The following is a 23,095-nucleotide window of genomic DNA, read 5'->3' as shown; positions in this document are numbered from 1 at the left end:
ATGCCGGTGGACGTCGATCTCTTCGAAGAACACGGCGAGGTCGCGGCGCTCTGGCCGGACCGTCCCTACCACGGTCGTACGGTCGTTTGCTTCGACCGCCATCTCGACCTCAAGCCCCTGGCGCCTGGCGGCGAGAAGGCGCTGCGTGCCACCACGGACGGGAACGTCTCCCCGGCCGAACTGGTGCGCAGGCTCCCGGTCCGCGGGGTGCCCGGTGCCTTCGGCCTCGACGACTTCTGGTCCGCCGCCGCAGTCGTCGCCGGCCTCACCGACCTGGTGTGGGTGCCCAGTTGGCGGTCGTACGCGGGCTGGCAGGCGCACGCGGTGGATTCCGTGTCGCTCATCCGGACCGGTGGAACACCGACCGAACCCAGGACCGATGGGTGTTGCCTGACAGTCACCCTGTGCGGCGTCCGGCTGGCCGTCGTGCCGCCCGATCTCCTCTCCCGGCACCTGGACCGGCATGTGCACATGGACGTCGTGACGGACATCGACCTGGACTGGCTGGTCGATGAGCACGGCAGGTTCGAGCACACCGCACAGGACCTGGCCGGACTCGTCGGCGTCTGCGGCGGCGCACTGGCCGCGATGACCTGGTCGACCCGGTCCGGTTTCCTGCCCGCCGAGTACCGCACCGTGGGAACGGACGTCGCCGCCAGGCTCGGGCTGCGCGCGCGGGAGTCCTCCTTCCTGCCCACCACGCCCTGGCCGGAGGACCTGATGCTGCACGTCCACCGGGGCACCGCGGTCCCCGGACCCGGCCCGGCGGATAAGGAGGGGGGACCGGAGCAGGGCATCGCCGTCGCCCTGCACGGCCTGGCCCAGGCAGGTCTCAGTCCCGGCCGGGCAGAGGAGTGCTTCGAGCGCGCCGCCGGGTACGGCTACCGCTCCAGTTGGCTCGCCTACAAGATCGGCGCCGCCCGATACGCCCTCGGCGACCACCGCACGGCACGTGAGTACTTGAGGGAGGCCGTCCGCCTCGACCCGGAGGACACGCTCGGCGCACATGCCCGGATCATGGGCGCCCGAGCCACCCTGCGCCTGGAGGGACCGGCCGCCGCCCTGTCTGAATTCCGGGCCCTCGGGGCCGAGTTGCCGCTTCGCAGAGGGGTCTGGAAGACGGTACGGGTACTGGCCTCGGCCGAGGGGGACACGGACACGAGACGGGCCGCCGAGGGACAACTGCGGCTGCTGGACCGGCTGACCGGGCCCGGCGCCGCCGAACCGGATGCGGAGGGCGTGTGATCGACGTACTGCTCGTCATGCCGCCCGTGAGCGAAGCCGTGCAGTTTCCCTACCTGGCGCTGCCCCAGCTGACCGCCGCCTGGACCGCCCGGGGCCACACGGTGCGCGCCCTCGACCTCAACCTGGAGTACCGCGACGAGGTGCTGGTGCGCCGCGGGCCCTTTCGGGAGCGGCCGGACGACGCACCCGCGTCGACCACAGGGGACATCTACCGCAGCGTCAGCGAGCGCTACCGGTCGGATCACGGCACCCTGCTGCTCAGCACCGCCCGGGACCGCTCATCGGGTTTTGCCCAGGAGACGGCCATCCAGGCGAGCGGTCGCTATGTGGCCCAGCAGGCCGCCCGGGACGGCTGGACCATTTCCGGGACGCCCCGGCTCGGACAGCTCGACAAGCTGGTCGAGGCGGCCCGCGACACCTGGTCGGCGCGCTGGTGCACCAGCCGGCTGGAGGCAGTGCTCGATGAGGAGCGGCCGCAGGTCCTGGCCTTCTCCGTCCCCTTCTTCAGCCAAGTGGTCCCCACTCTGGTCCTGACTGGCCTGCTGAAAGTGCGCCGGCCGGACCTGAGGATCGCGCTCGGCGGACCGACCGTACAGATGTGGGCGGCCCTTCTGCAGCGCCGGACCGAAGCGGCCCGCTCCGTGGACCACTGGTGTCTCGGCCATGGCGAGGACTTCCTCACGGACATCGTGCCGCCCGGGCCCGGCAGCGCGGCGGAATCGGCCCGGGAACGGGGCCGACTGCCCGATCGGGCAGCGGACGGCCTGCGCGACGCCTTCGTGCTGAACGACCAGCAGATGCCGGACTTCGGCCAGTTCGACTTCGCCGATTACAGCAACCAGGCCCACCAGTTCCCTTACCGCCTCACCGTCGGCTGCTACTGGGGCAGATGCACTTTCTGCTCGTACGGCAACCGCTACCGCGATGCCCGGGCCTTCCAGCAGATCCATCCCGACATCGCCGCCGGCCACCTGATCGCGCTCTCCGCTCGACTGGGCATCACCGATGTGGCGGTGGCCGACGAGAACACGGGGCTACGGCACCTGCTGCGGGTCATGGAGGCGGCACGCCGACGGGGCGCCGAGCTGACCTTCCGGGCCCGGGCGCGGTTGGAGCCGGAGCTCGCCGACCCCGCCTTCTGCCGCCGCCTGCGGGAGGCGGGTTGTGTGCAGCTCTCGACGGGATTCGAGACCGCCCGCCAGGAGATCCTCGACTCACTGGGCAAGGGGCAGGACGCGGCTCACGCGGAACGAGCCGTACTGAACCTCACCCGCGCAGGCATCGTCACCAACCTGTCCTTCATGGACGGCTACGACCATCCCCACGCCGCCGACGGCTACCGCGACACCGTCGGTGTGATCCAGCGTCACCCGGCGGAGCTGGGCCTGGACACCATGCAGCTGCTGGTGGCCGAACCCGGGAGTTACCTCTGGGCGAACCGGGAGCGCCCCGACGACGAGCCCCTGGTGACCAACGAAGGACTGGCGTTCGCCGCCGGAAGGGTGGGTGGAGCGGTCATCGACGACACCGCGACCGCGGCTGCCAGACAGCGCCTGCTGCGGATGACCGTCGAGGCGGTCCCGGACGCCGAGCGGGCCGGTCGGCCGGACCTGCCGCGACGCACCGGCGGACCGCCGTCCGAGGACCGGCCCGCCGACCGTCGGCCCGCCCCGGGGCCGCCGCCGCCCGCCCGTCCGCGCTTCGCGGTCGCTCTGGAGCAGGTGGGCGGCCGCTGGTTCCTGGCGGATGTGGCCTGGCCGCGGATGGCGGTGGTCCCGCCCTCCTTGGCCCCCGACCGGGACGGCCGGTTCACGGCCGACGACCCGGCCGCCCACCACTGGCTGCACCGCATGCTCGACAAGCGCCTGCTGGTGCCGGATCCACCGGCACCCGATGACCCCGAAGGGAGGAGTGTGTGATGGAGAAACTCGGACTCGGACTGGGGATGGACCTGGTCTGGGGGGAGCGGATCGGCTTCGACAAGACCGGCTCCGGCCGTCCGACCGACCAAGTGGCCACCTTCCTCCAGCAGAACGCCCACGCCTATGACTACATGTTCGTCGCGTTCCAGCCCATCGACTACGGCCCGCTCGCCCCCGAGCGTTACGTCCCGGCGTACGACCGGCTCTTCGAGTTGTTCGGCGCACAGCGACCCCGCGCCTTCCACCACACCCTGCTCAACACCGGAAGCCCGGAGCATTACGAGCGGGCCGCGATCGCGCACTTCACCAACGCGCTGATCGACCGCTACGGATTCCGCTGGGTCATCGAGGACCTGGGCATCTGGTCCCTGGCCGGCCGCAGTCTGCCCTACCCCATGCCGCCGGTGCTCACTACGGAGGGCCTGCGGCGCTGTGTGACCGGCGTCGCCGACTGGGTGCGGCGGCTTCGCGCCCCGTTGTCCGTGGAGTTCCCCGGCTTCACCGAAGGAGGCAGCTTCCTCGTCGGCGAGCTGGACGCCTTCGCCTTCTACGACACGGTGATCCGCGAGACCGGTGCCCTGGCGACCATCGACATCGGTCACATCCTCGCCTACCAGTGGCTGATGGGACGCACGGGGGAGCGGATGTTCGAAGGGCTGGAGGCTCTGCCTCTGGACCGCTGCCACGAGGTCCATCTGTCCGGCTGCCAGATCGTCGACGGCCGCTTCCGCGACCTGCACCACGGCGTGCTGCTCGACGAACAGCTCACCCTGCTCGAGCATCTGCTGCCGCTGATGCCGAACCTGGCCGGAGTCACCTACGAGGACCCCAAGTTCACCGCCGAGGGAGAGCTGGTGCCCAAGTCGCGGCCCAACGCGGAGCGGCTGTTCACTCTCGTCCGTTCCTGGAAGGAGGACGGCGCCCGTGCCGCATGACGCCCTCAGGCACGACCGCATCCTGCAGGTGTTGGACCGCCTGCTGTACGACAAGGACTTCCGCACCGCGTTCGCCGAGGAGGGCCCCGCCGGGGACCGCGTCGCGCTCGACGAGGACATCCTCGACGCGTTCGGGCGGGTGGACGTGCATGAACTGGCACTCGTAGGACGCAACATCCGCTCCGAGGTGGTATCCGGCGGTACTGGCACGGGGCCCGGGCTCAAAGGGTCCTTCCCCCGGACGCTGGACGCGCTGCGAGAAGGGCGCGGCGTCCCGGTCAACCAGGTGGCCGAGGTATTCATCGCCTCGCCTGCTTTCCAGCGGTTCCGTGACGTCCCCTTCTCGCCGAGGGGCCGGGGGGCGACGCTGCCCGAGTGCTTCCACCTGTTCATGGCCGCGCGGCCGGAGCTCCTCGATCCGTCCGGCGAACTGGAGCCGCTCGTCCACTCCGAGGCCGCCGCAGCCGTCACCCGCGCGGTTGCCACCGGCGCCCACGCGACGTTCGACGTGGAGCTGCGTGACACGGCGTTCCACGGGGGAGTGCTGTGCGGGTTCCGGGAGTACGCCGAGGCACGCGCCGAGTGGCAGCTGAAACCGACGATGTTTCTGGCCGGAGCCGGGCGCTGCGTGATCGGTCCGGCCCGCCGCCCGCTGTTCGACGCCCTGACCACCCTCCTCGACGGCCGGCCCGACGCGCTCACGCCGTCCGTCCGGGCGTCACTGGAGGCCCGCCTGAGCTCATGGGGGCTGCGATGAACGAATCGACGCCGATCGCCGCCGTGACAGAGGCCCGGCAGCCCGACGAGATCGACCGGTTCGACCCGGAGCGCTTCTACCGCGACCACTGGCGCCGCCGCCCCTTCGTGCTGCGCGGCTGCGGCGGGAACCTCCTCGCCCCGGCCCTGGAGTGGTCCGACATCGCGGAGCTGGAGGCCCGGCTGGACGGCGACGTCTCGGAGGCCGGTGTGCATCGGCGGCCCGACGGCACGGTGCTCTTCGTCAACCAGGCCCAGCACACCATGCCCGAACTGGCCGAAGCCTGCGCACGATTGGCGGACCTGATGGGCTGGGACGAGTGCACGGCCGACCTGTCCGTCACCCGCGGCAGCGGTGCGGGGATCGGCTGCCACTTCGACCACAGTGACAACTTCGTCGTCCAGCAACAGGGTTCGAAGAGCTGGCTGGTCGGTCTTCCGGAACACACCGGCCGCGAGCGGCAGCGTAAACGCATGCTGGAGACCAAGGGGTTTGTCCCCTCCGGACGGTTCCCGGTGCCTCCCTGGCAGGTGGTGCTGCATCCCGGCGATGTCCTCTACCTGCCGCTGTTCGCCCCGCACGAGGGTGTCGAGGATCCGGACGGCTCGTCGGAGGGCTCCGTCAGCGTCTCCTTCTCGTACAACGCGCGCAGTGCGCTGGGCAGCCACCTCAAACCGCTGCTGCGCGCGCTGGCCGCGGAAGACGCCTGGTGGGAACCGCTGCCCCTGAACGGACCCGACCCGGATCGACTCGAGGAGGCACTGCTGCGGGCACTGCGCACCGCGGCCCGTTCCGTGAAGGGGGAGACATGAGGCTGAAGGAACTCGCGACCGACAGGTCCGCTGAAGGACTGCCCGACCTCGCGCTGATCGTCCTCGCCGAAGACGCCGAGGCTGTGGCCGCCAACGAACAGCTGCACCGGGTCGTCGCCCGGCAGTACCTCGTACGGCTGCTGCGCGGGATAAAGCGACTGCGCGAGGATCATCCTGACGCATCCCCACTGGTCCGGATGCTGGAGCTGGTCGACAACTGGGACGTCGACCAGGCCCTGGGCTGGGCCGTCCGACCCGATGTCACGGGCTGGACGTGGCGCAGCACCATGTCCGACGCGGACCCCGGTGAACTGCTCGACCAACTGGGCCGGTGCCTGGCCGCGGAACAGCCAAAGGTATCCGTCCACCTCGGCCCCGGGCGCACCGCAGCCCCGGTGATCACCACGGACGCCGGCGCCCGCTCCGCCCAGTTGTTCGCCTGGGCCTGCGAGGGTGACGAGGACCCGCTCGACTTCACCACCGAGCGGGCCCGAGCCTTCGCCGCGAGGGTGCAGGACGGAGCGGACGCCCTGGCTGCCGTGTGGCCCGAGGGCCGGGACATGGTCGCCATCGACATCCAGGCGTTCGCGGCACTCGGCAACCACCGCGGGCTGCGGCCGCTGAACTTCAGCATCCACGGTCTGCGCGGTCTGGTGTTGACCAGCGAGCGGCCCGCCTACATGCTCGCCCAAACGCTGGTCCACGAGGCCACCCACCAGCGCTTCAGCGGGGTCCTCGACTGCGTGGCGGTGGTGAGCAATCCGCAGGCCACACACCATTCGCCGTTCGTCGACGCGGAACGGCCGCTCGGGCACATCCTGCACGGGATCCTGTCCTTCATCAACGACGTCCGTGCCGCTGACCGCCATCTGGCGACCGAATCCGATCCGGTCGAACGAGCCCGTCTGGAGCGGTACTGCGCCCTGAAGACCGATCAGCTGCGCGTCGCCGAGAAGAATCTGCTCGAAGTGGCGGAGCCGACCGAGCACGGCGCCCGGCTCATCACGGGGTGCAGGGAAGCGATCAGCCGTCTGAACCATGCCTGACGGCACACCCCGTCGGCCCGCCTCCACACTCGACGCCGGGGAACAGGCCCTGCGCGAGGCACTTGACATGGCCCGCACCCGGCTCGGCCCCCGGGCACGGATCGTCCGGGACGAACCGGATGGGTTGTGCCGGGTGCGCATCACCCTCGGGCCCGCGCAGCACGGCGACACGCCGCAGTGGGGCGTCGCCGCTTACGACCGTACGTATCTGACGGACGAACTGCCCCTCGGCGTCAGGCAGTTGCTCGATGACCGTGCCTTGGTGGCTCGACGTCGCCCGCTGTCCGGACCGGTGTCGGGACCGACGCTGCTCACTCCGTCGGTGGCCGGGGTGCTGGTGCACGAGTGCTTCGGGCACACCAGCGAGGCCGACAACTACCTCGTCCACCGCAAGGCGCTCGGCCTGGAGCTCGGCGACGTGTGGACCCGGGCCCGGCTGACGGTACGGGACCGCCCGACGGCGCATCCCTACGCGGGCAGCTATGTCCGTGACGACGAGGGCACCACGCCCCGTACCGTCCCGCTAGTGCGTGACGGTCGCTGGACCGGGCTGCTCACCGACCGCGACACCCGCGCGCTGAGCTCGGGCCGCAGCACCGGTCACGGCAGGGGAGCGCCCGGAGCGATGGCGCCTCGGTGCAGCGTGCTCGAGGTGGATCCGGGAACACAGTCCGAAGCCGAGCTGCTCGGCGGGATCGGTGACGGCTGGGTCCTGGGCACCGCGATCGGCGGATTCTCCGTGCGCGAGCACCTGATCATCGAGGCACTGTGGGCGCGCCGAGTACGGGCAGGGCGCCCGACGGCGGAAGTCGTCGGGCCGGTGGCCGTCTGCGCGCCCAAGGCGGCGCTCGCCCGGCAGATCACGGCCGTGGGCCGCGAGGTACGGGTGCACAGCTCCCCGTACGCCTGCGTCAAGGACGGCCACGAGGTCGGCTCGACCTTGATCAGCCCCTCCTTGCTGCTGGGCCGTTGCATCCTCCGGCCGCTCGGGCAGGTGGAGCGTCTGGTCGCCCGGACGTCCCGCCCCGCGCACTGAAAGGCCCGTCTCGCAGGTCATTCGCATGCCGGATCGGGCTCCTGTGTTGCTCACCCACGAGGAAAGGGAAGCCGGCGCAAGAGTTCCCTGATCGACACGGACGAGATCAGCCACGAGGCCGACATCGTTTGGCCGGAAGACATCGACGACCTCGACAACGTCCGACAGAGCATCAACCGCCTACCCACCGCAAGGTCGGTCGCGCGATCCTCGGCCCCCACGACCGCGACAGTGAACCCGACGGCCCTGTACGCCGAAAGTGCCCCAGCCGAAGCCGTCGGCCCCCGCACCCTCGAATCCCGCGTCAAGGGTTGATTGCAAGGCCAACGTCCGAGGTGGCCCGATGAGTTGGGATGACGGGCGGGGTTTCGTGCGGGGCAGATTCAGACGGCGGTCCTGGGCGGGAGCGGACTCGGAGGAGCCGCTGACACCCGCTGGAAGCGATCGAGCTGGACGCCTTCCAGCGTCGGCACGAGCACGGCACGTAGCCAGTATCCCAACGGCGTAGGCACTTCCGCATACGCCCAGGCGTTCCGCCGTGCGGCGAACAAGGCGAACGACCCCTCATCGTGGCCTACGGCATCGGCAGCTCCAAGGAAACCGACCGCAAAACTGGTCCTGCCGGGCAACCCGCACGGATGCGCAGCGCTTCGCTGAGTGTCGTCGCCAGCCACAAGGCCCTGCCCGCCGACCGGCAGGACATCCAAGCGGCGCTGAACACCTCCACTGGCAACGAACATCACCGCCCACACCGCCGATGAACGCTGCTGTGAAGTAGCGCACCGGAACCAGTCGCCCTGGGGACGGCCACGGACGTGGACGCGGCGGTACGGGCCACCGCCGAGGCGTTCGAGACCTGGTAGCCATCGAGACCGGTGACACGTGGTACCCCTTCGGAACCGGGTTCGCCGAGTCGCTGGTCGCCTTCGCCTCCCGGCGCTGGGATTGGGACGAGGCAGGAGTCGACCGCGGTGTGATGTCGAGAACGCCGTTGGACGCATCGTTCGCCGATGAGCGGCAGGATGCGGTGTGTTCCGTAAGGACGATGACCCGGCGGGCGCGGTGAACCAGGTCCACCGCGCCCGTCCACGCCCTTGACCGTCTCACCGGGGGATCTTCCTGCGATGGCAGGACGGCGACCGTCTTCTTTCCCGTGTTGATGAGGTCCGGGTCGACTTCGCTCTCATGCGGGTACGGGCCGCAGTGGCCAGGATGCCGTTCTCCGAGTGCAGGACCACGTGCACGTCCGGCGGCGGGGGCTGCCATCCGGTTGCCGGTGGTTGCACGTCGCCTGGGCTCAACTCGCCCGGTTCCACGAGCTTTTCGACCTATCGGCCGTGGCGGCGAGTGGGTTGAGGTTGGCGGCCGACCTGTGCTGGACAGGGTTGCCGTGGCGGCCACCGCGCCAGGCCCGTACGAGGGCGAAGTCGGTGGTGATCCCGTGCTCCAGGACGTCACCTCACGGCGGATCCGCCCCGGGTTCGGCGTGAGCAGGGGTCAGAACGCTCCGGGCGTACGACCGAGGGTTCCGTCGGGGTCGCCGGGGTCGGTGCCCTTGACCTGGCCGAAGTAGAGCTCGACCTGGGAGCGGAAGCGCTCGACGGCGGCGCGGTCGCTCATGAACTTCGCGAAGGCGGCGGGGTCGGTGTTCTTGTACGAGGCCAGGGGTTTGAGGCCGGCCGGCGGGGCGACGTCGGTGCGGACGGACCAGGTCCAGGTGGCGATGGCGTTCTTCTGTACGGCCTGGGAGTCGAGCCAGCTGAGGAAGAGTTTGGCGCCGGCCTTGTGGGGTGCGTTCTTGAAGATGGTGCCGCGCTGGGCCCAGGAGTTGAAGTGCTCGGAGTCGGAGAAGACCTGGGTGCCGTTCGGGCGGGTGTCTCCGCCGACGGCGATGGAGGCGAGGTAGTCGCCGCTCGCCACTGCGGCGGCCGATCCCGGGACGCCACGGATCAACTTGGGGTTCTGCTTGGTCAGTTGGGCCAGGTAGTTCCAGCCGTACTTGTCGACGATCTGCTTGTAGCCGAAGAGCACGGCGTCGTCGTCGTTGGGGTAGGTCAGGATCAGCTTGTTCTTGAAGGCCGGCTTGAGGAGGTTGGTGGCCTTGAAGTCGCTTGCCTTCGTGGGGAGTTGCCGGGTGTTGACCAAGTAGGAGAAGGCGCCGTAGAAGACGCCGGTGTAGTAGCCGTCCTTGTCCTTGGCGTTGGGGAAGACCTTGTTCCAGCCGACGGGCTTGTACTTGAGCAGGTCGCCCTGCTTCTTCCAGCGGTCGAAGTCCTGGGTGGTCTGGAGGATCGCGGCGTCGGCGACGAGGTGGCCGGTGGCGAGCTGGTTGTCGATGCGGGCGTCGTGGTACTTGCTCAGGTCGGTGACCAGGTGCAGTCGGATGTCCGGGAACTGCTGGTGGAACGCGGCGGCCAGGCTGTCCCACTGGCCGGGGGCGTCGCCGCCCATGTAGACGGTGACCTTGCCGCCCTCGGCCACTGCCGACTTGTGGAGCGCGTTGAGCTGGTCCTGCTCGCTCGCGGTGGTGGGTCGGCGCGTGGTTGTGTCGGCCATGGCGGTCGTGGTGACCGCGGTGAGGGCCAGGGCGGTGGCGATGGCCGCGCCGATCAGCTTGTTCCGGTTCTGCATGGCGGTGTGCTGCCTTTCCTGTGCAGGCAATCGTTTGATGTTTCAAACGTTGCGATGTGCAGCACGCTACGCGCGTTTGTTTGAAGATTCAAACAGCGATCGGTAGGATGTGATCATGCCCACTACGCCACGCTGGCTGGACGCCGAGGAGCGGCGAGCCTGGCTCGCCTACGTCGAGTTCTCCACTCACCTGTCCGACCACCTGAACCGCCAGCTGCGGCGCGACGCGGGGCTGACGCACGCCGACTACACCCTGCTCGCGCACCTCTCCTCGCTCCCGGACCAGGCTCTGACCATGTCGGAACTGGCCGAGCGCCTGAGGATCACCCGCAGCCGGCTCACTCACGCGGTGACCCGCCTTCAGCAGGCCGGCTACGTGGACCGCCGCGACGACCCCGGGAACCGGCGCAACCAACTCGCCGTGCTCACCGACACAGGGCGCCGGCTTCTGGAGCGGGTGGCCCCTGGCCATGTCGAGGCCGTACGGCACGCGATCTTCGACGCGTTGACGCCGGATCAGGTCCGCCAGTTCGCGGAGATCGGCGAAGCGATCAACGCCGCGCTTCGACACGTGGACGCGGCCCAGGACGACGAAGAGGCGCTGCCCTGGCGTCGGCGGTAGGGGCGGATCGCGATACGGGCAGCGGGTTGGACGGTCATGGGGGTCGCCTGTGCCGGGAATTGTCGACGTGATCGGAAGCGTCCGACGGTCTGCATCACAGCCCCTGTCAGGTCTGTTCCGAAGCTGATCGCTGCGTTCGCGGCGCCTCACGGAGCTTCCGCATGTTCCGCCGTGTTCCGTGTGCTCGGTCCCGTGCGGCACTGGGGGCGCCAGGACTCCAGCCGTTGGACGATCATGGTCGTGAGAGGACCCGCCAACGGGAGAGAGAGGCCGTTGACCTGGCCTGCGCCCCGCCCTGACGTAGTCGTGATGGGTATCCGGATGCCCACTGCGCAGAGCGCGGATATGCTCCCCGAACTCACCGCGCGCGAGCGGGAGGTGGTCGCCGAGGTGGCGGGCGGACTGTCGAATGGGGCCTACCGGTCCGGCCTGGTCAGGGGCTCGCGCGAGTAGTCTGCCGGACGCTGATGAGGCGGGGGCGACACTGATGGAGAGTGGCAACGGTGACCATGCAGTCGAGGGGACGGCGGCGGCAGCAGGCACACGCCGTTTCCACTGTCCGTAACGGTGTGACGTCAATGGACCTGTTGGCCCGCGGTGCGCGTGGCCGTAGTCCTGCCGTTGAACACGAACAACCGGGTGGGCCGAGAATCCCGCACTGTGTGATTTTGCTGTTGGCCGTCGTGATCACGGCGTCCGAGCTGTCGTCGATGGCTCGCCGTCACGACGATTTGGGTTGATAACCTGCCCTGATGGACGAGGTGTTGGACGAGGGGCCCTTTTTTCATGGCACGAAGGCGGAGTTGTGGGTCGGAGATCACCTTACCGCTGGCTTCCGTTCCAACTATCGGCCCGACATCGTGATGAACCACATCTACTTCACCGCGTTGCGTGACGGCGCGGGACTTGCCGCCGAACTCGCCGCCGGTGACGGGGCTCCGCGTGTGTATGCCGTCGAACCGACCGGGGAGTTCGAGAACGACCCAAACGTCACCGACAAGAAGTTCCCTGGCAATCCCACCCGTTCCTATCGCAGCAGGGAACCGCTCCGGATCGTCGGCGAGGTCACCGACTGGACGCGACTGACGCCCGAGGCTCTCCAGATGTGGCGAGACCGGCTGGCCGCAATCCGTGTGGATGATCGCGCCGAAATCATCAACTAAAGGGTGCCGCGCGCAAGACCGTGAGGCTTTTCAAAATCGAGTCTGAGCAGGCGGCTCTGGCTACCGGCTTATTCGAAGGGCTGCGTACTGTCGCGCCGACAGCGAGAACGGCGACCACATCGACAACCCCTGCGAGGACGCGCTGTTCATGCTGATCGACGACCTCGACGGCTCTGACAACACCTTCGTGGTTATCCAGCCAGACGAGGACGACCCTCCTGGTTCACCTCCGTTGCGGCCCTGGACGAAGGCGGCTGCGAAGCGATCTGGATGGCCGCCCGCGACTTCCCCGGACGGCCCACCCAACACACCAGAAACCTCTAAAACACTGCCTAGTCCGCCCAGGGGAAGACTCCGGCGACGCAGATCACGTAGGTCAGCCCGTTCGGCGCGGCGCTCCGCAGGTCGGGCAGTTGGAACGACGTCGTTCCATTGCCGCCGTACATCGTGCCGAGCAGTGAGAACAGCGCCGGATACTCGCTGATGGGCAGCAGTTGCCCCATTGCCGGGACCCCGCCCGCCCGGGCCCCGGCCGCCAGCCACACCGTGCCCATCGTGCAGTCCGTCCCGCGTCCCGATGCCGCCGACGTGGTCTCGGTCCCGAACCGCGAGTCCGGCCCCGGGTCGCCCTTGTCCCCCTTCGGTCCGGCGGGCCCGACGGCACCGGTCGGCCCGGTGGCGCCAACGGGCCCGGTCGCTCCGGTGGCTCCCTTGTCGCCCTGTGCGCCGGCGGGGCCCGTGGCGCCGGTCGCGCCCGTGGCCCCGGTGGGCCCGGCCGGGCCGGTGCGCCCCGTCGCGCCGACGGGGCCGGCGGCACCGGTTGCACCGGCCGCACCGGCCGGGCCGGTGGCTCCCTTGGCGCCCGCAGCGCCCTTGGCTCCCTGCGGTCCGGTGATGTTCCAGGAGACGACGCGTTCGGCCCTGGTGCAGGACTGGTGGCGGGCGGGCTCGATGATCCGCACGGTCAGCTGTGTCTTGTTGACGCACGCGTGGACCTTGTTGTCCGAGGCCGCCACCGTGGCTATGGGCGACGCCGCGACAGCGGTTCCGGAAAGGGCGACGACGAGGGCGGCGCCGAGCACGGCGGTTCTGCGCGTCATGGGCACGGAAAGTTTCAGCGGGGCCTCACAGACAGATCGGGGTGTGTGCCCCCGATGGTGGACTCGTGAAGGAACGGTGATGATGATGCAGCGTCAGCTCAGCCGGCACAAGTTGCGGAACAGCGAACACGCCTACCTGCGCAAACGCCGTATCAAGGCGGCCGTCCCGGAAGAGAGGAACCAGGCTGCCAAGCGCAAAGAGAAGGGCAGCCGGGACGGCCGTCCCGTCACTCGCGACGCCGGTCCTGACCGTGATCGCATCATCGCCTGCCGCCGTACTCAAGTCCGAGATCGGTACCACCGCCTGGCCGACCCGGACGCAGGCATGGCAGGACGTATTCGGATGGATCGCGCAGTACGACAACCGAGAGTGGATCCACTCGACCATCGGATAGCTCACCGGCATCAGGCACGGACCCGCTGTCGGAAACGGCTCGACCTCGCGGCATGAAACGGAAGTGTCGGACCTCAGGGGGACTCCCACGGGAACGTCCGTTCTGTGTCCGACCAGCGAACACGCAGTCCTCAAGTCCGGAATGACAACAGGTTCGGAGCCAACACACACCTCGCCGCCCCACCCGGCCCACTGCGCCGCACCACACAGCCAACCCAGCCCACCGATCCACCGGCGCCGGACACACGTCTCCGCGTGAAACCTCACCCACGGAACAGACCCACCGCTCCTGCTCCAGCTGCGCAGACGGCCGGCGAGCGGGCTGGACCCGAGCGTGCTTCGGGTGCGCTCCGGCGTATGGTCGATTCAGTGACAGTTCATCAGAAAAATCCCTTCTTCGATCCGAGCACCCTTCCGTACGGATTACCGCCGTTCTCGGAGATCCGCGAAGCGCACTATCTCCCCGCGTTCGAGCGCGGGATGGTAATGGGGGGCTCTTGCCAGTGCATTGGGGATGCGTGCGCTAGCGGTGGGATCTTGGTCGGCTTCGGTGGCCTCGGAGCCGGAGGGGGTGACGGGCGCGCCTGGGCGCGTCGGTGTTGTTGGCGGCGGCTCGGGTGATGTTGCGGGCCATGCCGCCGAAGACGAGTGCGTGGAAGGGCGAGACGGACCACCAGTAGACGTGGCCGAGCAGACCGCGGGGGTGGAACAGGGCGCGCTGACGGTAACGGGTGTGGCCCTCGGTATCCGTCTCGGAGTACATCTCCAGCCAGGCCAGGCCCGGCAGCCGCATCTCCGCCCGCAGCCGTAGGAGCCGTCCGCGCTCGATCTCCTCGACCCGCCAGAAGTCCAGCGAGTCGCCGACCCGAAGGCGCTGGGCGTCGCGCCGGCCGCGGCGCAGGCCGACCCCGCCGACGAAGCGGTCCATCCAGCCGCGGACCGCCCAGGCCAGGGGGAAGGAGTACCAGCCGTTGTCGCCGCCGATGCCTTCGATCACTCTCCACAACGCCTGCTGCGATGCGTCGACCGGCGCCTGCCGTTCGTCCTCGTAGAGGCTGCCGCCTGCCCAGTCCGGGTCGGTGGGCAGCGGGTCACTGGGGGCGCCCGGCACGGAGGCCGACGACCAGCGGGTGACCACCTGTGCCTGCCGTACGCGCTGGACCGCGAGGGCGAGTGCCTGGTCGAAGGGCAGTGGCCGGCCGGGCTGGTCGGGCAGGTGGCGGGCGATGTCGTGCTCGTGGCAGATGACCTCGTGGCGCAGGGATTCCGTGAGGGGTCGGGCGATGGAGGCGGGCACGGGCGTGATGAGACCGACCCAGTGGCTGGACAGCCTGGGCGTCAGGATCGGAACGGGCACGATGAGCCGTGGGCGCAGTCCGGCGACGAGGGCGTAGCGTTGCATCATCTCGCGGTAGGTGAGGACGTCCGGCCCGCCGATGTCGAACGTGCGGTTGACGTCGTCCGGCATGGTCGCGGAGCCGACGAGGTAGCGCAGCACGTCCCGCACCCCGATGGGCTGGGTGCGGGTGTGCACCCAGCTCGGGGTGACCATCACCGGCAGTCGCTCGGTCAGGTAGCGCAGCATCTCGAAGGACGCCGATCCGGAGCCGATGACGACCGCTGCCCGCAGTACGGTGGCTGGCACCTGCGACTCCAGGAAGATCCGTCCCACCTCTGCCCGGGATCGCAAGTGGGGGGACAGGGAGCTTTCGGGCACGCCCTTCGGGGTGAGTCCGCCGAGATAGACGATCCGGCGTACACCGGCGGCCCGTGCCTGCTCGGCGAAGACGTGCGCGGCGCGGCGATCGGTGTCCTCGAACGCGGCGCCGGATCCGAGGGCGTGCACCAGGTAGTAGGCGACGTCGATGCCGCGCATGGCTGCGGCGACCGACTCGGGGTCCGTGACGTCCCCGCGAACCGTCTCGGCGTCGTCGCTCCAGGGATGGTCTCGGAGTCTGTCCGGTGAACGGGCCAGACAGCGTACCGGGTGGCCGGCCTTCAGCAGCTCCGGTACCAGGCGTCCGCCGATGTAGCCGGACGCTCCGGTGACCAGGCAGTGCAGCCGCTCGGGCCCGCGCCCGCCGGGTCCGTTCGCGGCGTCGGTCGCGTTCCGCTGTCCGTCCGCGCTCACGATCTTGCCTCCACGCGCTTGCTCCGACGCTGTTGCCCCGTCGTCCGATCATCTCCGCAACGAGGTGACCGTGCCCGTCGGGGCGTCGCGGCCCGAGGGGCCGACGAAGCCTGCGCTGTCCGGTTCCGCCGCCCCTCGGCCACGGCCCGCACGCGGTATTCGCGAGTGGCTTTCCGCGCAGCCGGGGGCCTCCCGGCGCGAACACCCTGACCTGCACCAGCTCTGATTATCCGTCGACGCCGCGATGACACGCCGCCTACGCTCCCTCACATGCGCAGCATTGTCGTGTTCCCCGCAGGGGATCGAGCTGGGACGGTCGCCCTACTCGATCAGCGCCTGCCTCAGCAGCGGGATCCGTGGACTCTGGGCGGCAACCTCTACATAAACATCGACGACGAGCAGAACGGCTACCTCTTCGCCGACTGGGATTCCGACGACGTCGCGGTCCTCGAAGCGGCCGTCGGACATCACCCGCGCTGGGCAGTGCAGATCGATGTCTCCGGGCGGATCGACGGCACTGCAGAGGTTCACCAACTGGTCGCGCTGCTGCTTGAGCATGGAGGGGTGGCCGTCGACGACTACTCCGCCCATCCCTGGACTCTGCAGGAAATCCAGTCCGAAACCGTGATCGACGGCCTGCGCTTCTTCGACTTCCGTACCTACCACGAACTCCACCGCGAGGACTGAGACGACGGACTCGATCATCGCTCAGGCAAGTTCAGAGGAGGGCTCAAGGGTCGGTGAGCAGTCCCGCGTCGTGTGCGAGGACAGCGGCCTGCACGCGATTGGTGCAGCCGGTCCGGGTGAGGATCCGGCTGATGTGGGCTTTGACCGTGCCGGCGCTCGGATACAGCTGATCGGCAATCTCCGCGTTCGAAAGGCTCGTGCCGAGCAGGTCCAGGACATCGCGCTCGGCCGGGGTCAGTTGGCCGGTTCTGCGCACGGCGGCCTCGGTGTCTTGGCCGGGTCGTACGTGTCGTTCCGGCAGCTGTCGGGTGATCCGCTTCGAGCACACGTCCGTGAGCCGAACCCAGGAGGGCAGGACAGTGTTGGCCGCAGGTGATCCGCCGGATGGGAAGAGGCGCCTGACAGACGCTCTGACGCCGGCTTTTCCCGGGGTTGTCGGTGACGGCGGCCGTGCGGTCAGAGATCGAGGACCGCGCGAAGTGCGTTGTCGACGATTTCTTGCTGCTCGGGGCCGATGTTTCCGTGCGGTGTGCCGGTTTCGAAGCGGAGCGTGGAGAGCTGCAGGAGATCGACGGCGACGGCGGAGGCATCGACGGGGGTGGTCAGACGAACGCTCATCGCTGTGTCCGGGTGCTGTGCCGGGGCATGCAGGACCAGGACGACGACAGCGCCGTACGCCTCGGCGAGTCCGTCGAGGCTGACGACGAGAACGGTGCGCGTGCCTTTGCCGGTGTCGACGTCCCAGACGTCGCCCTTGCGGATGATCACAGGGCGTCGCCTTCGCCTGCCAGGTCGAGGGGGGCGATGGAGGCGAGCTTGCGCGCGGCATCGAGGGTCATCTGACGTCGTACGGCTCGCACGATGTATTCGTTGAGGGAGGGGGCGCCGGCGGCGGCGTCGCGCAGTTGTTTGTCCATGGCGTCGGGAATCCGCAAGGTGATGGCAGTCATGGTGCCAGTTCTGGTGGCAAGAGTGCCATCACCTGCAGCACGCTCGGCCGGCCGGCCTCGGCCGAGCGTCTGTCCGCACTGCCCGCGGCCTGATCAACCGGCCGCGGTGCCGGCGACGATTCCTCGAACCCGGCGGAGCGGTGCGAGGGCTTCAGGAATTCTGCAGGTATGCCGCCAGCTTGCCGATGAGCCGGGCGGCGTCGTCCAGGCCGCGGGCCGTCTCGCCCAGGTCGCCGGCGAGGAGGTTCTGCAAGGCGTGCCCTGTTTCCTGGCCGTCCTGCCCGCTGGGGGTGTCGGACCAGGGGCCGGGGACGGTCGTACCCCGGTATCCCTCGGGGTCGCCCCCGAGGGAGGTGCGGTAGCCCGTGAAGTCGGCGGCGCCCTGTGCCGGTCCGGCGGCGGATTCGGCGGCCAGGAACTGGATCCGGGAAAGCTGGGTCTGTTCGGAGCCGTGGTTGTCGGTGATGCTCAGACGGTAGTGGGCGTAGGACGCGGGGGAGACGACGGCGTACTCCTTCGTCTCGTAGCGCTGCCTGAAGTGTTCGCGGGTGCGGGAGTCCACGGTCGTCCAGTGGCCGCCGTCGTGCGATCCCTGGAGTTCCCACTCCTCGGGATCCCGCTCGGGGGCGTCGTTCGCCGAGGTCAGCCGGTAGACGGTGACGGCGGCAGGGTGCGCAAGGGTGAAGTCGAGCACGGCGGAGTCGCCGTCCCCGAGCCATTTGCTCCGGGACTTGCTGAGCAGGTTCTCCGCGATCTCGCCCGCCGCGTCGAACTCGTCGCTCGCTTCGATGCCGACCACCGTACGCGTGATGTCCCGCAGTTCACCGGTGGGTTTCCGCACGTCGGGCCGGTCGGCGGAGCTCAGCACGACCGAGGCGGTGGTGCCTCGCCGGTCGGTCCAGGACACGCGCTCCACGGGCGCCGCCCCTCCGTCGTCGAGCAGCAACCGCAGCTCGCCGGAGGGGGACCAGGTGCTGTCATGCCCCTCCTCGGTGGAGAACCGGTGCAGCCGGGCCGCGGTCGTGCCCTCGGGGTAGGCCCAGCGGTCGGCGAGCGAGCCGCGGTACTCGGTGACCGCGCCGTCGGCAGTCCTGCGGTGTCCCAGGAAACCGGTCAGATCCGTGCGCAGCCCGATCGCCGCCTCCGAGCCGTCCGCCCCGCGCCACGCGAGGTGCGCGGGCATGGCGCGCTCGCCCATGTCGATGTGGACGAGAAGTCGGGGCGCCGGCTGCCAGGCGGTGGCGCCGGGGGAACGGACCTCGGCACTGAAGGCGATGACGGACCGGTTGGCCGCCCGGGCCGCCCTGGCGCGCTCCGCCTCGTCACGTTCGCGTGCGGGGACCACGGTGACGCCGCGCAGCCTCAGCAGTGTGTCCGAGCCCTCCGGGCTGCGGACCTCGAGAACGTTGGCACCGCTGGCCAGGAGTTCCCCCGGTGCGCTGAGGACGATGTCCTGCGGGTCGCTGTGCGCCCCGTCCGCCGGTATCGCCAACTGTTCCGCGAGGGCCTTGCCGTTGAGCAGGACGTCCATCGGAGCGCTCGTACCGAGAACGGTCACCGTGACGACGGCCTCGTCGTTCTCCTCCCGCCCGTCGACCGTGAAGTCCACCTTGATGTGACCGCCGGCACCCAGCGCGAGGTGTGAGGGAGCGATGCCGCAGCGGTGGTGGGTGACCACGGCGTTCGTGAGCTGGGCCGGGTTGGTGGAGAAATCGGCGAATACGGGTTCCATGCGTGTCCCTACGTCGTTCGGGGCGTACCGGGGTTACCGGTCGAGCTGTGCGTGGCGCGGCCTTGCGGCCCGCGACGCCTGCAAAACGTACCGGCAACCACTGACAACAGCCCTGGCGCGCCTACGAGTTGTGCCGCAACGGTCACCAACAGGACAGTGAGGCAAGGTACTTGGCGAGTTGCGGTGGGCGTCGATCTACGGGCACGGTCTCACCCTCCCCGCTCTCGTATTGGTCAAGTGCCCCCTGGTGCGAGGACATGGGCAGGCGCAGACTGCCCGGGCATCGGGTGAGGAGCGTGAGGTCTGTTCCGCGTCACAGTTCCTACGTCGTGGCAGCGACGGCAACTTGTTACCCGGGCGTAGCGGGTGGACATCTGCCCCCTCTAGGCTCTGCGCGACCACGGGGCAGTGCGCGAAAGGATCTGGCATGGGCATGATCCATCGATGGCTGAGGGGTGCACTTCTGTCCGTCCCGGCCCCCTTGCTCAATGCGGTGGCGTTGCCCGCCGCGCAGGCCGACGACGTCAATGGGCGGACGCCGGCGGGCGTGTCCGGAACCGGCAATAGCAACCAGAACCGCGACAGTTGCCAGAACGGCTTCTACGGCACCCTCGGCATGAAACCGACCGAGTGCGACGGCTACGTCAACGCGTATCCCGGCAGCGTCCTCTGCACGCCTGCCGACCTGCTCACCAAGAGCGACGGCACGCGGCACTCGGACCTAGACACCGCCGCCAAGACCAACAACCGGGCGAACTACGGCTGGCCCGCGGGCCGGGCGATCGTGGAGATCATCCCCGGCACCTTCGAGCAGGCGGTCGGCCCAGCCTCCTCGTGGTCGGACGTCGTCTACGCCCAGGCCGTCGACCCGCGCACCCGCTACAGCGACACCACGCCGCGCCCCTGGTCCGTGGTCTCCGACGCGGACGCGACCGCCCGGATCACTGACGGAGACACCGAGTGGTACGCCACCAACCACTGTCCGACTGTCGTCACTGACGCCTACGACGTCCCGCCCGCGCTCAGTTCCTCCGCCCCGTCGCCGGCCGATGCCAAGGCACGGGTCGCCCAACTCGCCGCGGACGGAGCCTCGTACATCTCCAGCGACTGGATCACCGCCCCGACCGACGGTGTGCTCGGCGAGGTGCTCACCCGTGGCTGACGCCCTGCGCCCCCGCGCGCTCCTGCGTGTCCTGGCCGTCGGGGCCGCGACGCTGGCGCTCGCCGTGTCCGGCTAGCCGGCCGGTACGGCACGGGCGGCAGCCGGAACCGATCCCGTGGCACGGGTCAACCCCTACATCGGCACCGGTGGCAACGGCGACTTCAGCGCCGGGAACACCTTCCCCGGCGCCGACGTGCCGCACGGCATGCTCCAGTGGTCTCCCGACACCACGTCACGTCCGAAGGGCGGCGGCTACAACTACTCCGACTCGGCCGTCTCGGGTTTCAGCCTCACCCATGTCTCCGGCGTCGGCTGCGACGCGGCCGGGGACCTGCCGCTCCTGCCCGTGGTCGGCTCGCTCGGCTCGGACCCGGCGTCCACGACGGAGTCCTTCTCGCACTCCAACGAGACGGCGTCGCCCGGCACTTACTCGGTCGGCCTGGGCAACAGCACGACCGTGGCGCTGACGACCACCACGCACGCCGGGATCGGCCAGTTCACCTTCCCGTCCTCCACCCAGGCGAGCCTGCTCCTCAAGGTGCAGGACACCCAGACGCCCTACGCCTCCTCGACGCTCGGCCTGTCCGGCGGCGACACGGTGACCGGGTCGATCACCAGCACCGGCTTCTGCGAGGACACCACCCCGGTCACGCTCTACTACGCGATCACCTTCGACCACCCCTTCACCGCCACCGGCACCTTCACCGGCGGTGAGTACCTGACGTTCGACACCACGAGCAGCAGGACGGTGGAGGCCCGGGTCGGTATCTCTTACACCTCGGTGGCGGAGGCCTCGGCCAACCGGGACGCCGAAGTGACCGGAAAGACCTTCGTGGCCGTCAAGTCGGCGGCGTCTGCGGCGTGGAGCGCCGAGCTGTCGAAGATCGCCGTCACCGGCGGCACCTCGGACCAGCAGAACGTCTTCTACACCGCGCTCTACCACGCCTCGCTCTTCCCGTCCGTCATCAGCGACGCGGACGGCTCCTACCGCGGCTTCGACGGAGCCGTGCACACGGTGAGCAGCGGCCACGCGGCGAAGTACGCCGACTTCTCCACCTGGGACACCTATCGTTCGCAGGCCCAACTCACCGCGCTGCTCGACCCGTCGGCCGCCTCCGACATGGCGCAGTCGGTCGTCGACGACTACCAGCAGGGCGGCACGCTCACCAAGTGGGGCATGGAGACCGCCGAGACGCACATCATGGTGGGCGACTCCGCCGTACCGCTGCTTGCCGGTTACTACGCCTTCGGCGCACGGAACTTCGACACGTCGACGGCCCTGTCCGCCATGGTCAAGGAGCAGACGACGAACACGGACGTCACCCCCGGCGTGACCTACCTGGACTCCTTCGGCTACCTGCCCACCAACTCGCTATACGGCTGCTGCCACGAGTACGCCACGACGTCCACCCAACTCGAGTACGACACCGACGACTTCGCGCTCTCGGCGTTCGCGGGCGCGCTCGGCGACACCGCCACGCAGAAGAGGTTCCAGGACCGGGCGCAGGACTGGGAGAACATCTACAACTCGTCCTCCGGCTACATCCAGCCCCGGCACTCCAACGGCCGCTGGATGGACGGCTTCAACGCCAAGCTGATCACTGGCACGTCGAGCAACGACTTCGCCGAGGGCGACGCCTTCACCTACACGCCGATGATCCCCTTCAACCTCGCCAAGCTGGCGTCCTTGGAGGGCGGCTCCTCGTCCCTGGCGTCCTACCTGGACAGCGTGCTCGGCGGTTTCCAGGGCCTGGGCAGCGTCATCGGCACCCAGTCCAACATGGGCAACGAACCGAGTATCGGGCTGCCCTGGGAGTACGACTGGGTGGGGGAGCCGTACAGGACACAGTCCACCGTGCGCGCGGTCCAGGACCAGCTGTGGACCAACACCGCAGGCGGTCTGCCCGGCAACGACGACCTCGGTGAGATGAGCGCCTGGTACGTGTGGTCTGCCCTCGGCCTCTACCCGGAGATCCCGGGCACCGCCGACCTGGCCATCGGCAGCCCGATGTTCACCTCCGCGGTCGTCACGGCAGGCGGACACACGCTCACGGTCAACGCCCCGGCGGCGGCGGACGGTTCGCCGTACGTCCAGTCGCTGAGCCTCAACGGCGGCTCCTGGAACAAGGCGTACGTACCGGCCTCGTACATCGGCGGCTCGGTTGAGCTGGACTTCGCCCTCTCCTCGTCCGCCAACACGTCCTGGGCCGCGACCAGTTCGGCCGCACCGCCGTCCTACGACGGCACCCCGGGCACCGGAGTGGCCCAGCCCAGCGGGCCGCTGACCGAGACCGCCACCGGCAAGTGCGTCGACGACGCGGGCTCGGGCACCTCGAACGGCACCGCCATCCAGATCTACACCTGCAACGGCACCACCGCGCAGACCTGGAAGGTCGCCCCGGACAACACACTCCAGGTGCTCAACGAGTGCATGGACGTGACCGGCGGCGCGACAATCTCCGGTACGAAGGTCCAACTGCACACCTGCAACGGCACCCAGGCCGAGCAGTGGCAGACGAACTCGTCCGGCGAGATCGTCAACCCGGTCTCCGGCCTGTGCCTGACCGATGCGAGCAACGGCGCCACGAACAAGACTCGGTTGACCATCGCCACCTGTACGGGCAGCACCGGCCAGCGTTGGACGCCTCCCACGTCCGCGTGACGAACGTTGAAGAAGTGGCGGCTTCGGAGTGCCGCGGCTGGTACGGCATCGCCCCCGGCGCAAGCCCCGAAGGTGCGGGTGTGACAGCTCCTGGAAGTCGGTGGGGAT

At 69.2% G+C, this 23,095-nt stretch carries 21 protein-coding genes and 4 pseudogenes; 16 read left to right on the top strand and 9 right to left on the bottom strand.

From position 1 onward, the window contains the following. The 9 genes from ACFXC1_RS45390 to ACFXC1_RS45350 all read left to right on the top strand — a co-directional run bounded on the left by ACFXC1_RS45390 (position 1) and on the right by ACFXC1_RS45350 (position 8,514). The gene (locus ACFXC1_RS45390; protein ID WP_381254752.1) at positions 1-1,245 is read left to right on the top strand and encodes a tetratricopeptide repeat protein; all 1,245 of its coding nucleotides are present in this window, start codon (positions 1-3) and stop codon (positions 1,243-1,245) included. Further along, complete coding sequence (locus ACFXC1_RS45385) at positions 1,242-3,164, top strand: B12-binding domain-containing radical SAM protein (RefSeq protein ID WP_381254749.1); 1,923 nt, start codon at positions 1,242-1,244, stop codon at positions 3,162-3,164. Before ACFXC1_RS45390 ends, ACFXC1_RS45385 begins: the two co-directional genes overlap by 4 nt. Continuing rightward, positions 3,164-4,102, top strand: a complete 939-nt coding sequence (locus ACFXC1_RS45380) for a multinuclear nonheme iron-dependent oxidase (protein ID WP_381254747.1) — start codon at positions 3,164-3,166, stop codon at positions 4,100-4,102. The genes ACFXC1_RS45385 and ACFXC1_RS45380 overlap by 1 nt, the downstream gene beginning before the upstream one ends. After that, positions 4,092-4,859 carry a hypothetical protein gene (locus tag ACFXC1_RS45375; RefSeq protein ID WP_381254746.1) on the top strand — a complete coding sequence of 256 codons (768 nt, stop codon included), beginning with the start codon at positions 4,092-4,094 and terminating at the stop codon, positions 4,857-4,859. The genes ACFXC1_RS45380 and ACFXC1_RS45375 overlap by 11 nt, the downstream gene beginning before the upstream one ends. Further along, positions 4,856-5,671 carry a JmjC domain-containing protein gene (locus tag ACFXC1_RS45370; protein WP_381254743.1) on the top strand — a complete coding sequence of 272 codons (816 nt, stop codon included), beginning with the start codon at positions 4,856-4,858 and terminating at the stop codon, positions 5,669-5,671. Before ACFXC1_RS45375 ends, ACFXC1_RS45370 begins: the two co-directional genes overlap by 4 nt. After that, complete coding sequence (locus ACFXC1_RS45365) at positions 5,668-6,717, top strand: aKG-HExxH-type peptide beta-hydroxylase (RefSeq protein WP_381254741.1); 1,050 nt, start codon at positions 5,668-5,670, stop codon at positions 6,715-6,717. Before ACFXC1_RS45370 ends, ACFXC1_RS45365 begins: the two co-directional genes overlap by 4 nt. Further along, positions 6,710-7,753 carry a metallopeptidase TldD-related protein gene (locus tag ACFXC1_RS45360; RefSeq protein WP_381254738.1) on the top strand — a complete coding sequence of 348 codons (1,044 nt, stop codon included), beginning with the start codon at positions 6,710-6,712 and terminating at the stop codon, positions 7,751-7,753. Before ACFXC1_RS45365 ends, ACFXC1_RS45360 begins: the two co-directional genes overlap by 8 nt. 87 nt (positions 7,754-7,840) lie before the next feature. Continuing rightward, a complete protein-coding gene (locus ACFXC1_RS45355) occupies positions 7,841-8,068 on the top strand; it encodes a DUF6009 family protein (RefSeq protein WP_381254858.1) in 228 nt (75 codons plus the stop codon). A gap of 254 nt (positions 8,069-8,322) precedes the next feature. Further along, positions 8,323-8,514, top strand: a complete 192-nt coding sequence (locus ACFXC1_RS45350) for a hypothetical protein (RefSeq protein WP_381254866.1) — start codon at positions 8,323-8,325, stop codon at positions 8,512-8,514. 364 nt (positions 8,515-8,878) lie between these two features. On the opposite strand, the pseudogene ACFXC1_RS45345 reads toward ACFXC1_RS45350, so the two are convergent. From ACFXC1_RS45345 to ACFXC1_RS45335, 3 genes and pseudogenes are all read right to left on the bottom strand, one after another. Then, positions 8,879-9,006: pseudogene (locus ACFXC1_RS45345) on the bottom strand (succinyl-CoA--3-ketoacid-CoA transferase); the annotation flags it as partial. 21 nt (positions 9,007-9,027) lie between these two features. Continuing rightward, positions 9,028-9,206: pseudogene (locus ACFXC1_RS45340) on the bottom strand (CoA-transferase); the annotation flags it as partial. Positions 9,207-9,250: 44 nt separating this feature from the next. After that, entirely contained in the window at positions 9,251-10,384 is a 1,134-nt protein-coding gene (locus ACFXC1_RS45335; protein ID WP_381254736.1) for an ABC transporter substrate-binding protein, read from the bottom strand. Positions 10,385-10,499: 115 nt separating this feature from the next. On the opposite strand from ACFXC1_RS45335, the gene ACFXC1_RS45330 reads away from it, so the two are divergent. The 4 genes and pseudogenes from ACFXC1_RS45330 (at position 10,500) to ACFXC1_RS45315 (ending at position 12,493) form a co-directional block, all read left to right on the top strand. Beyond that, complete coding sequence (locus tag ACFXC1_RS45330) at positions 10,500-11,006, top strand: MarR family winged helix-turn-helix transcriptional regulator (RefSeq protein WP_381254734.1); 507 nt, start codon at positions 10,500-10,502, stop codon at positions 11,004-11,006. A 321-nt stretch (positions 11,007-11,327) separates the two neighbouring features. After that, the gene (locus ACFXC1_RS45325; RefSeq protein WP_381254732.1) at positions 11,328-11,459 is read left to right on the top strand and encodes a hypothetical protein; all 132 of its coding nucleotides are present in this window, start codon (positions 11,328-11,330) and stop codon (positions 11,457-11,459) included. 299 nt (positions 11,460-11,758) lie between these two features. Continuing rightward, on the top strand, positions 11,759-12,169 hold the full coding sequence (gene arr, locus ACFXC1_RS45320; protein WP_381254729.1) for an NAD(+)--rifampin ADP-ribosyltransferase: 411 nt from the start codon (positions 11,759-11,761) through the stop codon (positions 12,167-12,169). Positions 12,170-12,239: 70 nt separating this feature from the next. Beyond that, positions 12,240-12,493 (top strand): annotated as a pseudogene (locus tag ACFXC1_RS45315) (hypothetical protein). 8 nt (positions 12,494-12,501) lie between these two features. On the opposite strand, the gene ACFXC1_RS45310 reads toward ACFXC1_RS45315, so the two are convergent. Both ACFXC1_RS45310 and ACFXC1_RS45305 read right to left on the bottom strand, forming a co-directional pair. Further along, complete coding sequence (locus ACFXC1_RS45310; RefSeq protein ID WP_381254727.1) at positions 12,502-13,269, bottom strand: phage tail protein; 768 nt, start codon at positions 13,267-13,269, stop codon at positions 12,502-12,504. A 917-nt stretch (positions 13,270-14,186) separates the two neighbouring features. Beyond that, the gene (locus ACFXC1_RS45305; protein WP_381254724.1) at positions 14,187-15,794 is read right to left on the bottom strand and encodes an SDR family oxidoreductase; all 1,608 of its coding nucleotides are present in this window, start codon (positions 15,792-15,794) and stop codon (positions 14,187-14,189) included. 270 nt (positions 15,795-16,064) lie between these two features. On the opposite strand from ACFXC1_RS45305, the gene ACFXC1_RS45300 reads away from it, so the two are divergent. Then, positions 16,065-16,481 (top strand): hypothetical protein, encoded by a 417-nt coding sequence (locus tag ACFXC1_RS45300; protein WP_381254722.1) that lies wholly within the window; start codon positions 16,065-16,067, stop codon positions 16,479-16,481. Between the two features lie 43 nt (positions 16,482-16,524). On the opposite strand, the gene ACFXC1_RS45295 is transcribed toward ACFXC1_RS45300, so the two are convergent. The 4 genes from ACFXC1_RS45295 to ACFXC1_RS45280 all read right to left on the bottom strand — a co-directional run bounded on the left by ACFXC1_RS45295 (position 16,525) and on the right by ACFXC1_RS45280 (position 19,163). Next, entirely contained in the window at positions 16,525-16,737 is a 213-nt protein-coding gene (locus tag ACFXC1_RS45295) for a response regulator transcription factor (RefSeq protein ID WP_381254721.1), read from the bottom strand. 200 nt (positions 16,738-16,937) lie between these two features. Next, positions 16,938-17,249, bottom strand: a complete 312-nt coding sequence (locus tag ACFXC1_RS45290; protein WP_381254719.1) for a type II toxin-antitoxin system PemK/MazF family toxin — start codon at positions 17,247-17,249, stop codon at positions 16,938-16,940. Continuing rightward, entirely contained in the window at positions 17,246-17,431 is a 186-nt protein-coding gene (locus tag ACFXC1_RS45285) for a hypothetical protein (RefSeq protein WP_381254717.1), read from the bottom strand. Before ACFXC1_RS45285 ends, ACFXC1_RS45290 begins: the two co-directional genes overlap by 4 nt. A 151-nt stretch (positions 17,432-17,582) precedes the next feature. Next, on the bottom strand, positions 17,583-19,163 hold the full coding sequence (locus ACFXC1_RS45280) for an alpha-1,2-mannosidase (RefSeq protein WP_381254715.1): 1,581 nt from the start codon (positions 19,161-19,163) through the stop codon (positions 17,583-17,585). Positions 19,164-19,590: 427 nt separating this feature from the next. Between ACFXC1_RS45280 and ACFXC1_RS45275 the strand changes: the two genes are divergently transcribed. Continuing rightward, positions 19,591-20,325: a PI-PLC domain-containing protein gene (locus tag ACFXC1_RS45275; protein ID WP_381254712.1), complete on the top strand. Its 735-nt coding sequence runs from the start codon at positions 19,591-19,593 to the stop codon at positions 20,323-20,325. A 106-nt stretch (positions 20,326-20,431) separates the two neighbouring features. Further along, a pseudogene (locus ACFXC1_RS45270) lies at positions 20,432-22,987 on the top strand (lectin); the annotation flags it as partial. Between the last annotated feature and the right edge of the window lie 108 nt (positions 22,988-23,095).

Origin of the sequence: Streptomyces hokutonensis (genome assembly GCF_042751305.1) — a bacterium.
In the GTDB taxonomy this organism is placed as follows: Bacteria; Actinomycetota; Actinomycetes; order Streptomycetales; family Streptomycetaceae; genus Streptomyces; species Streptomyces hokutonensis_A.
The sequence above is the reverse complement of the archived record's forward strand: the minus strand, read 5'-3'. Positions and strand labels throughout refer to the sequence as shown.

What these genes read in the sequence shown, in the direction of transcription:
- ACFXC1_RS45280 (WP_381254715.1), bottom strand. Translation starts at nt 19,163, where the DNA reads ATGGAACCCGTATTCGCCGATTTCTCCACCAACCCGGCCCAGCTCACG.
- arr (WP_381254729.1), top strand. Translation starts at nt 11,759, where the DNA reads ATGGACGAGGTGTTGGACGAGGGGCCCTTTTTTCATGGCACGAAGGCG.
- ACFXC1_RS45285 (WP_381254717.1), bottom strand. Translation starts at nt 17,431, where the DNA reads ATGACTGCCATCACCTTGCGGATTCCCGACGCCATGGACAAACAACTG.
- ACFXC1_RS45335 (WP_381254736.1), bottom strand. Translation starts at nt 10,384, where the DNA reads ATGCAGAACCGGAACAAGCTGATCGGCGCGGCCATCGCCACCGCCCTG.
- ACFXC1_RS45365 (WP_381254741.1), top strand. Translation starts at nt 5,668, where the DNA reads ATGAGGCTGAAGGAACTCGCGACCGACAGGTCCGCTGAAGGACTGCCC.
- ACFXC1_RS45275 (WP_381254712.1), top strand. Translation starts at nt 19,591, where the DNA reads ATGGGCATGATCCATCGATGGCTGAGGGGTGCACTTCTGTCCGTCCCG.
- ACFXC1_RS45380 (WP_381254747.1), top strand. Translation starts at nt 3,164, where the DNA reads ATGGAGAAACTCGGACTCGGACTGGGGATGGACCTGGTCTGGGGGGAG.
- ACFXC1_RS45300 (WP_381254722.1), top strand. Translation starts at nt 16,065, where the DNA reads ATGCGCAGCATTGTCGTGTTCCCCGCAGGGGATCGAGCTGGGACGGTC.
- ACFXC1_RS45325 (WP_381254732.1), top strand. Translation starts at nt 11,328, where the DNA reads ATGCCCACTGCGCAGAGCGCGGATATGCTCCCCGAACTCACCGCGCGC.
- ACFXC1_RS45330 (WP_381254734.1), top strand. Translation starts at nt 10,500, where the DNA reads ATGCCCACTACGCCACGCTGGCTGGACGCCGAGGAGCGGCGAGCCTGG.
- ACFXC1_RS45390 (WP_381254752.1), top strand. Translation starts at nt 1, where the DNA reads ATGCCGGTGGACGTCGATCTCTTCGAAGAACACGGCGAGGTCGCGGCG.
- ACFXC1_RS45310 (WP_381254727.1), bottom strand. Translation starts at nt 13,269, where the DNA reads ATGACGCGCAGAACCGCCGTGCTCGGCGCCGCCCTCGTCGTCGCCCTT.
- ACFXC1_RS45370 (WP_381254743.1), top strand. Translation starts at nt 4,856, where the DNA reads ATGAACGAATCGACGCCGATCGCCGCCGTGACAGAGGCCCGGCAGCCC.
- ACFXC1_RS45360 (WP_381254738.1), top strand. Translation starts at nt 6,710, where the DNA reads ATGCCTGACGGCACACCCCGTCGGCCCGCCTCCACACTCGACGCCGGG.